The sequence below is a fragment of the Dyadobacter koreensis genome (genome assembly GCF_900108855.1).
GTDB classification, from domain to species: Bacteria; Bacteroidota; Bacteroidia; order Cytophagales; family Spirosomataceae; genus Dyadobacter; species Dyadobacter koreensis.
The window spans coordinates 969,664-985,191 of record NZ_FNXY01000001.1 but is presented as its reverse complement, the minus strand read 5'-3'; the positions used below and the strand labels follow the sequence as shown (position 1 = coordinate 985,191).

Genomic DNA, 15,528 nt, shown 5'->3' with positions numbered 1-15,528 from the left:
TAATCACATCCCCTGATTGCCTAAGTAAACTGATACGGGACCAGGGCTAATTCAAAAATTATGAAAACGAAATCTATACTGTTTGTGACAGGCGCTTTTGTCACACATCATTGCTGGGATAACTGGAAGGAATATTTTGAGAGCAGAGGGTACTATACACTCGCTCCGGCCTGGCCTTTCAAGGACGCGGACGCCGAAACCTTGCGGAAGCGTCAACCGTATGACACCGATCTTGCGAAATTAACTTTGTCGGAAGTAGTCGACCACTATGCGGAAATTGCTAAAAATATGCCTGAAAAGCCGATTATTATCGGACATTCGCTAGGTGGGCTGATGACGCAAATACTGGTAAGCAGGGATCTTGCAACTGCTGCCGTTGCAATACATCCGGTTCCGCCTCTGGGAGTGTTTCCTTACGAGTTTTCATTTTTGAAGGCCGGCTGGAAGTCACTCGGTTTATTTACATCAACCAATAAAACTTATTTGATGTCATTTAAAGACTGGCAATATGCTTTTGTGAATGAGATGCCGCTCGAAGAGCAGCGGATAGCTTATGAAAAATTTACAGCTCCGGAGTCGAAAACGGTTGCACGAGGTGGATTGACATCTGCTGCAAAAGTTGATTTCGAGAAAAAACATGCTCCGTTGCTGATTACTTCCGGTAGTCTGGATCATATCATTCCCGCGCATTTGAATTTTCGAAATTTCAAAGCATATAAAAGCAATGGTTCGGTGCTGGAATATAAAGAATTCCCAGGACGAAATCATCATGTTTTAGCGCAGCCAGGCTGGGAGGGAGACGCTGATTACATTTTAAATTGGATTGCTAAATATTGAAAAATAGGGTATTTTGATGCAGATTTAATTGCTTTTAGATATGCAGACGTATATCTATGTCCGACTCGGCTTAAAACTTCTGCATTTGTGTGTGAATTTGTTTATCTTGAATTCATAATCTATTCCTTATTGATTTAGTTGATTAGAGGATTTATGAAAAATCCGGAAAGCAAAGAAGCTGCGCAAAACTTTCAGTATCACCATGCTAAAAATAAGATGGCACATACTGAAAGCGAAATCTTGTTGTCTATTGGTCACGCAATTGCGCAAGTTAAAGATCGAATTTCTTTGTGCAATGTAATTAATGAGGAGCTCAGAAAGCTTTTTTATTTCACGCATAGCGTTATCCTGCAATTGAGCGCAGATGAATCTTTCCTGATGGGATTTTTACAGAATCCCGGTTCGGAAAGTAAATCTTATCCGGAATATGAGCGGATTGTAGCGGAAAATCACTCCGTCGACGAAAAGATCATGTCTCTTATTTTACAAAAGGCTGATCCTGTCGTAATCGACCTGGAAAAGGAGGCTTCGATAGCTCGCGACTATATAAAGATGAATTTTGATACCGGATCGAAGGAGTTTCTTGCCGTTGTTTTACGGCGGGCTTCTATGAACCCATTCGGAGTTTTAACATTATTTTCAGACAGGAAGAACTCTTTTTCGGAGGAAGTTATCAGGTTGGTTCAGGGTGTCTCATTTCAGATATCTATTGCCATGGAGAATATACTGTTCCATGAAGAAATCCGGCAAAGAGACAAAGAAAACGAGATTTTGTTCGAATTTAGTAACCAAATAGTGGCTGTTAAAGAAAAAGAAGATCTTTTAAATGTCCTTCGGCATACACTTAAAAAATACATCCCTTATGATGATTGTGACGTTCTGATATACAACAAGGAGACGCGGTCGTATCGAATTTATTTGTATGATGTACTCGAAAAGCGGCTGACTGATCCTGTTTTTCATTCGATGAACAAGGCTGACTATCCTGATTTGAACTTCGGTCGTCCTTATCATTTTCCTCAACTTGTAGACATAGAAGATCTCATGCGGCATGGAGTAACCTGGGGTGAGCCGATTTATCGTATGGGGGTGCGGCAGGCTGTACTTGTAAAGTTGATGTATGGAAGTGACACACTTGGGCAGGTAGTGCTGATGTCTGAGACTAAGCGATTTTTTACTCAGGAGCACTTGACGCTTCTTCATAAAATATCCTTTCAACTGGCGAATGTATTGGCTAATTTATATGTGGCAGATGAAATTCGCCTGAGAGAAAATGAGAAATCTGTTTTGCTGTCTCTCAGCAAACATATGGCCCTAACAAGAAATAAGTGCGATTTGCAGGCTGTAATGAAATCTGAGCTCCGAAAGCTTTTCTATTTTTCGGCGAGTGAAATTGTACTTCTTTCAGAACATGGTGAGCGGTTTACAAAATTTGTTTCTGAGGCGGATTCGGCGGATGATGAATACCGGGACCAAAATTTCTATGCTCATGATGAAATATCGGCGTCTTTTGTCGACCACGATTTTCCATTGCTTTATGATCTGGACCTTCTGGGAAAATCGGGGAGGCTACCCCGGAATATTTTGAGCAAATATCAACAAGGAGCAAAGCAGATGGTTTGTGCAGGCCTTCGAAATGAGAAGAGGATTTTTGGAGTATTAAGTTTTTACTCGGATCTGAACGATAATTTTAAAGCAAACCATATCGAAATTATTCACGGAGTCGCTAACCAGATTTCTATTGCCGTAGCGAATATTATCGCAAATGAAAGTATCGAATTGAAAGAGCGGAATACACAGATTTTATTATCGCTGAGCGCTGCAATAGATAAGGTTAGGGATCGGGCAGACCTTGTAGATATCATAAGAAACAAGCTGAACGATTTGATCAGTTTCACAGACATTGCAATCACTTTGTACAACCCGCTAAACAAAACGTACAGCGTCTTTGCGCACAATGTTCAGGAGAAACGGGAATTTCATCCTGAATTTGATTCCATTGTTGCGATGGAGTATCCTTTAAATGATGGAATTCATGACGTAGCGCTTGCGGCAAGCGGACCGGTAATTATTGATATCGAAGATGCCCTGAAAAATCCTAATGTGCATCAGGGAACTCAGTTTATTTATGATTCCGGGATAAAAAAAATGCTTTTGACTAAATTGACTAATAATGATGAACTTTTAGGATTTATCAATATTCTGTCCGAAAATGAAAGTTCTTTTTCGGATATAAATTTCAATATTCTTAAAGGAATAACAGATCAGCTGTCCAATGCCATCTCGAATATTCTGTTTGTGGAGGAAATCAAGCGCAGGGACAGAGAGAATGAGCTGCTTTTGTCTGTAAGTCATGCAATTGCATCGATTCGTGACAAGCGCAATTTTGTACAAATGATTCAGCGGGAATTAAAGACATATCTTCTATTCTCAGATATTGCGATTTCGATTTTTAATATTGAAACTGGGACATACAAGGTTTTTTTAGAGTGTTGTGAAAAGACAGTTCTCCATCCAGACTTTATCGATATAGCTTTTGATGAATATCCTATTGCCGACGGGCTGCATAATCACATCCTTAATTCTGATTCTCCTGTCTCTTTTTATATCGAAGAAATTCGGGATCCGGAAATGATCCATATAGAGTTTCTCTATCAGGCCGGGATCAAAAGAGTTGTCGGGATGAGAATGGAGCAAAATGATCAGATCATTGGCGCGATCGTTTTTCTATCGGAAAATGACTGGCCGTTTTCACAGCAACAGAAAAACTTTATTCAGCGGCTTTCCTATCATATGGCAACTGCTGTTTCCAATATCCTGGCAAATGAGAAAATTGAACAGCATTTATCCGAAATCAAGAATTACAAAGAGCAGCTGGAAGAGGAAAAATTGTATTTACAGGAACAGGCAGGTATCGGATATTCTTATCGTGATATTATTGGAGAGGGAGAGGAAATGCAAAAAGTTTTTCATCTGCTCGGTCAGGTTTCGTTCGCAAACAGCACAGTTCTTTTGCTGGGAGAAACAGGGACGGGTAAAGAGTTGATCGCCAGGGCGATTCACAGCTCGTCGTCGCGGAAAGACAAATTGATGGTCAAGGTCAACTGTGCCGCCTTACCGGCCAGTCTCATTGAAAGCGAGCTTTTCGGACATGAACGCGGCAGTTTTACAGGTGCTACGGAACGAAGGCTTGGAAAATTCGAGCTTGCCAATAAAGGGACACTTTTTCTGGATGAAATTGGAGAAATGCCGCTTGATCTGCAAGTGAAATTATTACGTGCATTACAGGAAAAAGAAATCGAGAGAGTGGGTGGAAATACGACGATCAAGGTTGATGTACGGGTTATCGCGGCTACCAATCGTGACCTTCAAAGGGAGGTGGCTGAGGGGCGGTTCAGGCAGGACCTCTTTTACAGGCTTAATGTGTTTCCGATAACTTTGCCGCCGCTGCGAAAACATAAGGAAGATATTCCCTCATTGGCATTACATTTTTTAAACAAGTACGCAAAAAATAACGGAAAGAAAATCAGTCATTTGTCAAGTAAGGTAATGAAACAACTGCTTGCCTATAACTGGCCGGGAAATGTCAGGGAACTGGAACATTTAGTGGAACGCAGCGTATTGATGACAACGGGTGACACGATCAGAGAAATGTATTTGCCAAAGATAAAAACCGGCGAGACACGAGTTCCGGATGAAATAAACCTAAAAACGCATGAACAAAACGAACGGGATTACATTGTAGAAGTATTGAATAGTTGTAAAGGCAAAATTTACGGTACAGGCGGCGCTGCCGAAATTTTAAACCTGAAAGTGGGGACGCTAAACTCCAAAATTAAAAAACTAGGAATCAGGAAGGAGCAGATCGTTTTTATTGGTTCTGATTTAAAATAACATTGAAAATGAATTCGTCTGATCAACTTGTCGATGACTTATTGAAACCATTCGAGACGGTGATCGGTAAGGATTATAAGCGGTATAGAAATCACGTTTATCGTGTTTTCCGGAACTGTCTGCTTATTGATGAGCAGGCAATTAATCAAGAAAAATATGCCATCGCAGCGGTTTTTCATGATATCGGTATCTGGACAAACCACACGATTGACTATCTGGACCCGTCAATTCAACAAGCCGAAATTTTTTTGAAAAACTCAGGTCGACAGGATCTGCTGGAAGAAGTTTCTCTGATGATATCCTGGCATCACAAGATCAGTCCTTATCGGGGAAAACATCAAAGCGTCGTAGAAAATTTTAGAAAATCCGACTGGATTGATGTTTCTCTGGGATTGTTGACCTTCGGATTTGATAAAAAAATAATCACACAAAACCGAAAGCGGATACCAAATCTGGGATTCCATGTTTTCTTGTTGAAGTCCATAAGCCGGAATTTTTTTAAACACCCCCTGAATCCCCTTCCTATGTTTAAGAAATAATATTCTGATTCAAGATTACCACTCAGATCTTCAAGCCGATTGGCAAAAATGTCATTCAGATCAAAAAGCTTGAATACACCCGGGAATTTTGGCTATTACAAATAAGGCATTTCGATGCTTCGTCAGTAGTTTTTCTACACTAGCCAGCATTTGTCCTTAAGTGATTATTTTTCGGAGCGGCTCCCGCAAATCATGTCACGTAACGTTGGTAAACTGCACCAGATCCCGCTCTCCACTACTGAAACATCGGAAATATTGAAGATATATCAACGCCTCGACGGCTGTCCTAAGGCTCTGAGGACTGAGGTCAGGACATCCGTTTTTATCAGCCTTGTGTGATGTTATCTTCTGCTGCTACAAGTTATTCAATTCTTATATCAGGATAGACCAAGATAAGATTTTAAGATACGCTTAAAATCTTCGAAATTATCAGGTTTAGTAACAAAAGCATGCGCACCCAGATTTCTGGCCTCTTCCGCTGTTCTGCTGCTTGAAGATGTAGAAAAAACGATAACCGGAATGTCTCTCAAAAATTCGTCTTTTTTTATGGTCATCAGGAATTCTTGTCCGCTGATTACCGGCATATTAAGATCGAGAAAAATGAGATCAGGAATGAGTGTTTTCGAAGTTAGTTTTAACAAAGCCTCGCTCGCTTTAACAAATGTTTTACATTCAACGGAGGATGTTACAGATTGCAAGGCTGCCTGAAAAATTTCAAGATCGTCCTCATCGTCGTCAATCAGTAGAATATTATGATATAACATCTGGGTAAATAAATATTTGTAGCTCTAATTTACAGCAAAGATATTGTAAATCAAGTCCCGGCGTACCCCGCAGGCTACTTTGCCTGTTTTATATAATATTCTGGTACCGGTGAGTGTAAATGATTTATCAAATAATATAATAAAAATTCCTGCATGTTTTACCTGACTACATTCGAACGGGATTTTATTCGGAAGTATCCAAAAAGATAATCGATTCGTAGTGCCGGCAGTAGGTAAGGTTGGCAGTATATTCAATAAACGCTTCAAATAAGTGTTATCTTATTTTTCCGGCAAACTCCCGCTTAGGAATCTTTCCGTCCGGTTCGCAAAAGTATGGATGAAGCCTGGTAATGTACACACTGACGTTTTACCTGTTTTCTTACAGGAGGAAATAATTATCCTTAATAAATCCGGAATTTAGCGTTTAGAGTTTGATTGTAAAAATCCAGAAACAATCATTTTCCAACGAATTCATTGACAAATTCGGGTATTTTTCCGATATTGAAATATCCCAAAATTAAAGAAAAGTGCAATTGACTGATCCTGGAGTCAAGACCAATTTCTTTTTTTATCTAATTAAATAAGAGCCTGACTACAAGTACCTGATTTTATAAAAACTATTGGATGAAATTTTTAAGCGTTTTATTATTGGCAGCTGTATTACTTACCGGTAGCAGCAGCAGAAAACTTACTCCCGGTGAAGGTTTTGTCCAGGTGAACGGCGGAAGAATCTGGTATAAAATCGTTGGATCCGGAAAGGGCGTTCCGCTTCTGCTAATCCATGGCGGGCCGGGCAGCAGGAGCTGTGACGGCATTCTGGCTTACTCAACGCTTGGAAACGACCGCCCAATAATTTTTTACGACCAACTCGGTTCAGGTCACTCTGACAGACCGTCGGATACCACACTCTGGCGCCTTCCAAGATTTGTCGATGAAGTAACATCTTTGCGAAAAGAGTTGAATCTGAAGGAAATTAACATTCTGGGAAGTTCCTGGGGAGGGTCGGTGGCAGTGGAATATATGCTTTCTCAGAAACCAAAAGGGGTGAAATCGGTTATTTTCGCCGGGCCATTAATCAGTACTGCGCGTTGGATGCGCGACGCAAAGATTCTCCTTTCAAAACTTTCAAAGCCGGTGCAGGATACGATTGAAAAATATGAAAATTTGAAATTATACGATCACAAATCGTACATCGCTGCTACGGATTCTTTTAACATTCAATACCTGAGCAGAAAACCGGGTGTTCGCGTTTCTGTCGCCGATTGTGACAAATCGGCGAAATCTAACCGCGAGGTATACCGGTATATGTGGGGACCGACAGAATTTAATGCAACGGGAACTCTGAAAACTTTTGAGAGAGCTGAACGTTTGCACGAAATCATAGAGCCCGTCTTGTTTATAACGGGCCGCTTTGACGAGGCCCGTCCTGAAACGATGTATGAATTCCAGAAAGAGATCCCCGGTTCAAAAGTCGTGATTGTCGAAAACTCCGGACACAATAAAGTCAGGGATAACCCCGAGGCATATCTGGCTGCGATCAGAAAATTTTTAAAAGAGCGTAACTGATTTTGTAGTGACAGAGAATGATCAGACTTTATTAGTCCGTTTTTAAACTTTTGACAGGATTTCTCAGTGCTGCTTTAATGCTTTGAAAACTAATTGTGGCGAAAGCGATAAATAAAGAAAGGCTAGCAGCAACGGGGAATATCCACCATTTAATATCGGTTTGATAGGCAAAATTTTGCAGCCAGCTATTCATCCCATACCAGGCGACAGGGGAGGCCAGAAGGAACGACAGGAGAACGAGTTTCAGAAAATCTCTTGAAAGCAGGCCAACGATATTTGTCGTTGAGGCGCCTAAAACTTTGCGGACACCAATCTCTCTCGTTCGTTGCATCGTGCTGTAAGAAGCCAGGCCAAGCAAACCCAGGCAGGAGATAAAGATTGCGAGTATTGCAAAGTTGAAAAATAACTTTTCAAAACGATCTTCCCGGCGGTACTGACGATCAAAAAATTCATCCAAAAAATAATAGTTGAATGGAAGATCAGGCTGATGTGATTTCCATTGTTTTTCAATTGAAGCAACGGTATTTTGTATATTTCCTGCGCTCAATTTTACAGAAAGAAACGGTGTTTCAGAGGGTTCGATACGTATGCTCAGCGGTTTGATCGTTTCGTGTAGGGAGACAAAATGGAAATCTTTTGCCACACCAATAATGACGCCTTCCCGGCCCCACTGCTTGAATTTTTTACCAACAGCTTCGGAAGGATTTCTGTAACCGAATAACTTCGATGCTGCTTCATTAATAATCATTGCTTTTGTAGAATCTGTGGCCAGCTCCTTGGAAAAACTTCGTCCCGCGACAATTTTAAGTTTGTACTGCGGAATGTATTCGAAATCAATCATATATAACCCCAGATGTGCCACCTGTAAAGCGCCGCTTTTGTTTTCTATCTCAGAATAAGCACCATCATATCCAACTCCGGGAATGCTGGACGACGATGCGACTGACTTGACACCGGCTAAACCTGAAATAGATTGACGAAAAGCTGCACCCTTTTGGTTACTCTCAGACCGGATGATCAACTGTTGTTCTTTATTGAAACCAAGATCGCGGCTACGTAAAAAAGTCAATTGGGTATACACGACAAGCGTAGCTATGATCAGCACTATCGATATTGAAAATTGAACAATAACAAGCCCTTTTCTCAATAGAATGCCTTTGAAAGCCGTGGTGAAACGGCCTTTCAAAACGGCGACCGGCTCAAAGGACGACAAAACAAAAGCGGGATAAATTCCTGCCAGTGTACCAGTTGCGATCGCTGCAAAGAATAAGGCAGCCAAGAATGGTATATTGGTAAGGATTCCATTGCTGATCGTTTTCCCCGCAAGATTATTAAAAGTAGGAATCAAGGCTGTTGAAAGTAAAACAGCAAAGAGAAAGGCAATAAGACTTACCAGTATTGACTCGCAAATAAATTGTCTTGCCAATACATTTTTACCCGCTCCGAAGGACTTTCTTATTCCAACTTCTTTTGCTCTTTCTGCCGATCGCGCAGTAGACAGATTGATGAAATTGATACAGGCAATCAGCATGATGAAGACTGCAATAGCTGAAAAAATATAATTATTTGTAGTATTGCCTTTTTCGTGATCTCCGCGTGTGGAGTGAAGATAAATATCAAGAAGAGGTTCCAGGGACAAAATGTACTTGACCTTTGCCTCTCGAAACATTGTTCCCGCATAGGTTTCGAGAAATGGAGGTAACTTTTCTTCGAATGATTTGGCAGATATACCAGGTTTCAATAATAAATAGGACACCGCTCCAAAGTCGCTCCAGTCAGTGTCGAGATTCTTGTTTAGCTTTTGGGTGAATGTCGCCATAGAGATAAACACATCACCTTTAATATGCGAATTGGCCGGAATATCTTTCATTACACCGGTGACTGTTACATTAAGATCATCCCGAGAGAGCGTCAGTACCTGACCTATTGGATCATTGTGTCCAAAATACTTTGCAGCTGTTTTTTCAGTCAATACAACACTTAGTTGTTCTTTCAGCGCGGTTCGGGAACTGCCTTTTACAAGTTCAAAATCAAACACATTGAACAAACTGGAGTCTGCGAAAAATGCTTTCTCATCTTTAAATAAAATATTGCCTTTCCGGATGTTGAGATTAGCTGAATTGATTCTGGTAAAGGACTCTACTTCGGGGAAATCATTTTTCAAGGCGGGCGCTGTGGACCATGTGCTGACATCTACTTTCAAGGTTTCCGAAGGTGTTTTGATATCCGTCACCAATCTGAAAATTCTGTCAGCCTTGGAATGAAACGTGTCATAACTTAATTCGAAATGAACATAAAGAGCAATGAGGAAACATGCGCACATACCCACAGAAAGCCCTAAAATATTGATCAGCGAGAATATCTTATGCTTCCAAAGGCTTCGAAAGGCGATTCTAAAATAATTTTGAATCATGGCTGAAATAAATTAAAATGTTTCCAGTGCGACAGAAATGTAAAAATTCCTACCATTTTGAAAGGCGGTAGATACTGATTTATATCGGCCTGTCACATAATATTTATCTGTTTATCAATATTATATGAAAAAACCACAGGTCAGTCGAATGGCCTGTGGTTTTTGCTAAAGCGATAGTAACTATTTATCAATAGCGCTGATAATGCTGAACTTTGATTTTAATTACCTTGCCATCTTTAAAATCAATGTGAACAACATCCATTAATTTATTCCCAAAAGTATAGGCAAAATACCAGGTAGGCGAATTTTTCAGAATCGGGTCGTATTTTGTCTTCATGTCTTTCGTAAACATCGAAATGCGCTCAAATTTATTTCGGTAAGCACTTATCTGCTTTATTTTTAACAGTTTGGAGTATAAAATATTTACATCGTCACCTTTTCGTATCGCAGTTTCAGCGTTGCTGCCTGACGGCCACTGCGCCAGATTTTTTCCGCTGTTCAAGAAAATATTCGATACTTGTTTATCTGTAAACGAAATTTGTACCCCCGTATCTGTACCTTTCTGTTCATCAAGAAAAATAGATTGATAGAGCGGAATGCGGTCTTGCAGCATGATCAGATCTGTGAAGATGTTGCCAACAATATTGATGTATTTCAAGTCAAGTGTATCGCCAAGTTTTTGAAGCGAGGAGTAAACTTTTTCACTTTCGCCATTAATCGGCACTCCTAAATAAGTACCCGTCATAATACTGTCAGTTCCGATAAGCTGGGACTGCGGAGGACAATCGCACACAATTGGAGGTACGTCGATATCTTCTTTGATACAGCTGCTGACAATAAACAGTAAAATAATTGATGTGATAAAGTTGGTTTTCATGAGCTAAAGGTAGTTGGTATAAATGCAGTGACAACAATCTTTCGCCTTTGGTTGGAACTAACTTAAAAATTGTAATGTATAGAGAATGTCACATATCTGAGAAATATGTCTTAGGTTTGTATTTAAATAATTGCCTATGAAGGATACGAAGCAAAAGATCATCGACGCGGCGATCACAATTTTTAACGAAGATTTTTCTGCACCTCTTGAAAATGTTGCGGATGTTGCAGAGGTTACCCGCCGAACTTTACACCGCTATTTTGCCGACAGACAAGATCTTGTAAATGCGTGCCAGAATACCATGCAGGAAAGTTGCAGGAAAGCTATGGAGGAGGTTTACAGCAATTTTGAAAATCCTCTGGAGCGCTTTGAAAACATGTTATACGCCGCTATTGATTGTGGTGTAAAGTTTTCATTTCTTCATCGTTTGCACAACAATGAACACCATAGTCATTCACAGCATAATAATGATTGCAAAAATTACGACCGGACCTTTAATAAATTCAAGAGTACTTTGGATGAGTTGAAAAATGCCGGACTCCTGGATGCATCTTTAACGATGGAATGGATAGAAATGCTGGTGACGGGGATTGTAACGGCGGCCATCAATTCAGAAAAAGCTGGAAATGTTGCAAGGACCAATATCAAGAAATTTTCCTGGCATTCGCTTAGCAGAGGAATTTTAGCGTAAAATTTTTTGATTTAATATGTCTCAAATATGAGAAAATAATATAATTTATGTGACAAACAATATCTATTATGGAAAATGACAATTTCGACGTAATCATTATTGGCGGGAGTTTTGCAGGCTTGTCGGCCGCTATGGCCTTGGGACGTGCAATCCGTAAGGTTCTGATTATTGATGCAGGAAAGCCTTGCAATGAACAAACTCCGCATTCGCATAACTTTCTGACCCAGGATGGCGAAACTCCTGCAGCCATTTCAGCTTTGGCCAGAAAGCAAGTTTTGGCATATCCCACCATTCGTTTCGAAAACGATCTGGCAGTGGAAGTATCAGGAAAAAATAATGACTTTACAATTCTTACTGCTCAGAAAAACCAGTATTCTGCGAAGAAAATTCTGTTGGCGACCGGAGTGAAGGATATCATGCCGAACATTCCGGGGTTTACGGAATCCTGGGGGATTTCTGTCATCCATTGCCCATACTGCCATGGATATGAGTATAAAAATCAAAATACCGGCATTCTGGTGAACAATGAAATGGCTTTTGAATTTGTAAAATTGATCGATAACTGGACACAGAAGTTGACTTTATTTACGAACGGAAAACCAACTTTTGATAAAGCCATATTTAAAAAAATCGTAAATCCTGACTTTAAAATCGTAGAAAAGGAGATCAGTGAGCTGATACATGACGGGGGATATCTTAAAAAGGTAGTTTTTAAGGATGGCAGTTTTCAAGAGATGGACGCCTTATATGCCAAAATTCCTTTCGCCCAACATACCGATCTACCGGTGAAGCTGGGCTGCATTTTTGACGATATGGGGTATCTAAAGGTTGATGACTTTAAGAAAACTTCCGTGCAAGGAGTTTACGCAGCCGGAGATATTATAACGCCGTTTCGGTCCGTTGCCATGGCAACGGCAGCCGGAACTATGGCCGGAGCATCAATTAATAAAGAATTGATTGAAGATAAATATTGAAAATGTTTCTTTGCGGTTGTTGTTTTACCAGTTTAAATTCCATCCATATTTCTGAGATATCTGTTCTTAAATATTCGGATAAAAATGATGTTTTTTTGGAGATCTCCGAAAAAACATAAAAATTATTTCCGGGTTTATGATATTAATCTACTGATTATGAGTTTATTGATTTTTTGGAATAGGGTTTTTGGGTAGCTGTGGAGTAACATATTTATGAATAGCTAACTAAATACATTATGAAAATCGTAATTATCGGGGGGACAGGATTTATAGGTTCAAAAGTAGCTGATAATCTTCGTCAGCTTGGGCATACCGTTATAGCCGCAGCACCATCCACAGGTATTAATACTATAACGGGTGAGGGGTTAGCGGAGGCATTACAGGAAACGGAAGTTGTGGTTGATATTTCGAATTCACCGTCGCTGGAGGATTCTGTGGCAATCGATTTTTTTACAAATTCCAGCCGAAACCTTCTGGCAGCAGAGAAAACAGCCGGAGTGAAACATCACCTGGTACTTTCGATTGTCGGCGCTGACCTTATTGATATGGGTTATATGCGAGCGAAAAAGGCACAGGAGGATTTGACAAAGGAATCTGGTGTACCGTATACAGTGATCCGCAGCACTCAGTTTTATGAATTTGTGCCAGTTATTACAGGAGCAGCAAAGCAGGAAAATGAAATACATGTGTCTGATATATCCTTTCAGCCAATTGCGGCAGAGGATGTAGCTAAATTAATTTCAACGCTTTCACTTGCCGGTCCGGCGAACGGAACGGTAGAAATAGCTGGTCCGGAGCGCCATACAATGAGTGATTTTGTTGGGTTCTTTGTAAAAGAAACGGGTGGTTCGGAAACTGTGGTGACCAATCATAATTCCGAATATTTTGGTGTTCGAATTCCAACTTATGCGCTGGTTCCGCAAGGCGATTTAAAAGTTGGCCACATCAAGTTCAAGGAATGGATCAGTCATCAGCAAATTAAATCCTAATCTGAATCAGTTCAGGGAAACAGCGAGGATAATAGCCAAAAGAGGCAAAGGGCAGGAAGGATTTGATAAAATCTTTTCTGCCCTTTTTCGTAATGTTTTTATTACGTAGTTACTGCTTGCCCCAGCCAGTTAGCATGGCCGGAGTCCAAAATCAGGATTGGCCATTTTCCTGACCGACGGTACAATACCATTGTTGGTGGCCCGTTCGAAAATTCCGGATTTCCGTGCAGTGGAATGCCGAAAGAAATTAATGCAGTTATTTCCCGGGTTTCATGTCATTTGAAAATAAGCGGGTCCTTCCAGTGTTGAGTTCTTGGGTTAAGAAAGCTGATAAAATAGTTTTTTTGTAAATTTTCTTTTAAAAGCTTGTTTATTAGAAATCATTAAATTTACTTTGTCTATATAATTAATAGACTAATGGCTTTGAACCACCCTTGTGCCATATCTAAACCAGAAATCATTCGTTTATGAAAGCGATTATTTTACATGATTCTAGCTTGTCTTCTTTGACAAACAAGGTGGTATACCTTCAACCGCTCTTCCCTGAGTTTTGTTGTTGTAGGTAATCCTCTTTCGTTCCCAGGTTTATAAAAATCCAGAAATATCCCTGTTGGCAGTGATGTCGTTCAGGTGCGGATTTTCGGTGGTTGTCAATTTGCAACTTTACGGCAAGCTGTCCCAGGGATATTTCTGTATCTGTTTTTTCATATAATCTCATATTGTTATGACAACCGATGACCTTGTTCTTCTTGTCAAAAAAATTGCTGTGGGCATTTTGCTTACTCTGGTTCCTTTTGCGCTGATTGCGGGTGGAATCTGGCTTGCGTATACCTATATAAGTTAGGTTAGACTATTGTTAAAACCAATCCGTTTTGTTATGAAAGTTGAAAAGGAAATCACGCAAAAAATCAAGCGCGATGCATCAATAAGTATCGTACTTTACCTGCTTCCCATTATTCTGATGTTTGCCGCATTTCACCTCACAGGATACAAACCCTGGCAGGGAAGCAACGAATTGCCTTTTAAAGTACCTCAATTTCTGGAAGGTATTTTTAAAAATCTTAGTTCCTGGGGATTGCCGGTCATCGTTCTCGTCATTGGCGTAATCGAATTCATTGCCGGATTATATGAGAATAAATGGACCAAGAACGAAAGTTTGCTCGACATCACTTGTTTCGTTGTGCCGAAGATTATCGTCCGTCCGGTAGTTACCTATTTTAGTTTGCAGCTTCTTCCGCAGATTTTACCGGCAGGAAAAGATATTTTCTCATGGGTTCCGTTTTGGTGGGCGTTTGTTATCATCGCGGTTGCTGACGATCTGACGCAGTATTGGTATCATCGTCTGCACCACCAACTTCCTTGGTTATGGCGTTTTCATCGCACGCACCACAGTGCTAATTATATGGGAATGGCTATGGCGAGCCGTCAGAATATAATCTACACCATATTCTTTTCGCAAACGTATCTGACTGCCGCGCTGACTTACGTTGGTTTGGGTTATGCAGCCTTGTTTGTTAAAGTAATCAAGTCGTTTATTACCACAGGTGCACATTCAAGTATTCCATGGGATAAGCCTTTTTATCAAATCAAATGGCTTCATCCGGTTGCCTGGGTGCTGGAACGTTTTATTTCAACGCCTGCGACACACCATGCACATCACGCGGATTCAACAGATGATGGCGTGGGGTACTACAAAGGGAATTTTGGAAACATGTTTTTTCTTTGGGACGTAATTTTCGGAACTGGAATTATCACCAGAAAATATCCAACTTCCTTTGGAATAAAACATTACATGGAGGAAGAATGGTATGCACAGTTTCTCTGGCCTATCATAAAATCAAAAAAACAAGGCAGCGAACTTTCTGCTGACGGTCCGATGGTCGGCGATGCAGTACATGAAACGATTGTTGAGCCTTTGAATCTGGAAACCCGGGTTGCCAGTTAATAAGAAAAGACCTGAGGTTCTCGGAGTCTTGGGTCTACT

General features: G+C 40.4%; 11 protein-coding genes. 8 read left to right on the top strand and 3 right to left on the bottom strand.

Features of this window, described 5'->3' with window-relative positions:
• Positions 1–60 precede the first annotated feature (60 nt).
• From BMY70_RS04050 to BMY70_RS04040, 3 genes are all read left to right on the top strand, one after another.
• Complete coding sequence (locus BMY70_RS04050; protein WP_090332174.1) at positions 61–837, top strand: alpha/beta hydrolase; 777 nt, start codon at positions 61–63, stop codon at positions 835–837.
• A gap of 153 nt (positions 838–990) precedes the next feature.
• Entirely contained in the window at positions 991–4,731 is a 3,741-nt protein-coding gene (locus tag BMY70_RS31205) for a sigma 54-interacting transcriptional regulator (protein ID WP_229209465.1), read from the top strand.
• 8 nt (positions 4,732–4,739) lie between these two features.
• Positions 4,740–5,270, top strand: coding sequence for an HD domain-containing protein (locus BMY70_RS04040; protein WP_090332171.1), 531 nt, complete (start codon positions 4,740–4,742; stop codon positions 5,268–5,270).
• A 377-nt stretch (positions 5,271–5,647) separates the two neighbouring features.
• On the opposite strand, the gene BMY70_RS04035 is transcribed toward BMY70_RS04040, so the two are convergent.
• Positions 5,648–6,034, bottom strand: coding sequence for a response regulator (locus tag BMY70_RS04035; protein ID WP_090332169.1), 387 nt, complete (start codon positions 6,032–6,034; stop codon positions 5,648–5,650).
• Positions 6,035–6,658: 624 nt separating this feature from the next.
• Here BMY70_RS04035 and BMY70_RS04030 point away from each other — a divergent pair.
• Complete coding sequence (locus tag BMY70_RS04030) at positions 6,659–7,600, top strand: proline iminopeptidase-family hydrolase (RefSeq protein WP_090332166.1); 942 nt, start codon at positions 6,659–6,661, stop codon at positions 7,598–7,600.
• Positions 7,601–7,631: 31 nt separating this feature from the next.
• Here the strand turns inward: BMY70_RS04030 and BMY70_RS04025 are convergent, their stop codons facing one another.
• Positions 7,632–10,013: an ABC transporter permease gene (locus tag BMY70_RS04025; protein ID WP_090332163.1), complete on the bottom strand. Its 2,382-nt coding sequence runs from the start codon at positions 10,011–10,013 to the stop codon at positions 7,632–7,634.
• A gap of 187 nt (positions 10,014–10,200) precedes the next feature.
• Positions 10,201–10,890, bottom strand: a complete 690-nt coding sequence (locus tag BMY70_RS04020) for a hypothetical protein (RefSeq protein WP_090332161.1) — start codon at positions 10,888–10,890, stop codon at positions 10,201–10,203.
• A gap of 136 nt (positions 10,891–11,026) precedes the next feature.
• Here BMY70_RS04020 and BMY70_RS04015 point away from each other — a divergent pair, with 136 nt between their 5' ends.
• The 4 genes from BMY70_RS04015 (at position 11,027) to BMY70_RS03995 (ending at position 15,489) form a co-directional block, all read left to right on the top strand.
• Positions 11,027–11,581, top strand: a complete 555-nt coding sequence (locus BMY70_RS04015) for a TetR/AcrR family transcriptional regulator (protein WP_090332158.1) — start codon at positions 11,027–11,029, stop codon at positions 11,579–11,581.
• Positions 11,582–11,649: 68 nt separating this feature from the next.
• On the top strand, positions 11,650–12,555 hold the full coding sequence (locus BMY70_RS04010) for an NAD(P)/FAD-dependent oxidoreductase (RefSeq protein WP_090332152.1): 906 nt from the start codon (positions 11,650–11,652) through the stop codon (positions 12,553–12,555).
• A gap of 236 nt (positions 12,556–12,791) precedes the next feature.
• Entirely contained in the window at positions 12,792–13,544 is a 753-nt protein-coding gene (locus BMY70_RS04005; protein ID WP_090332149.1) for an SDR family oxidoreductase, read from the top strand.
• An 877-nt stretch (positions 13,545–14,421) separates the two neighbouring features.
• On the top strand, positions 14,422–15,489 hold the full coding sequence (locus BMY70_RS03995; RefSeq protein ID WP_090332144.1) for a sterol desaturase family protein: 1,068 nt from the start codon (positions 14,422–14,424) through the stop codon (positions 15,487–15,489).
• Positions 15,490–15,528: the final 39 nt, after the last annotated feature.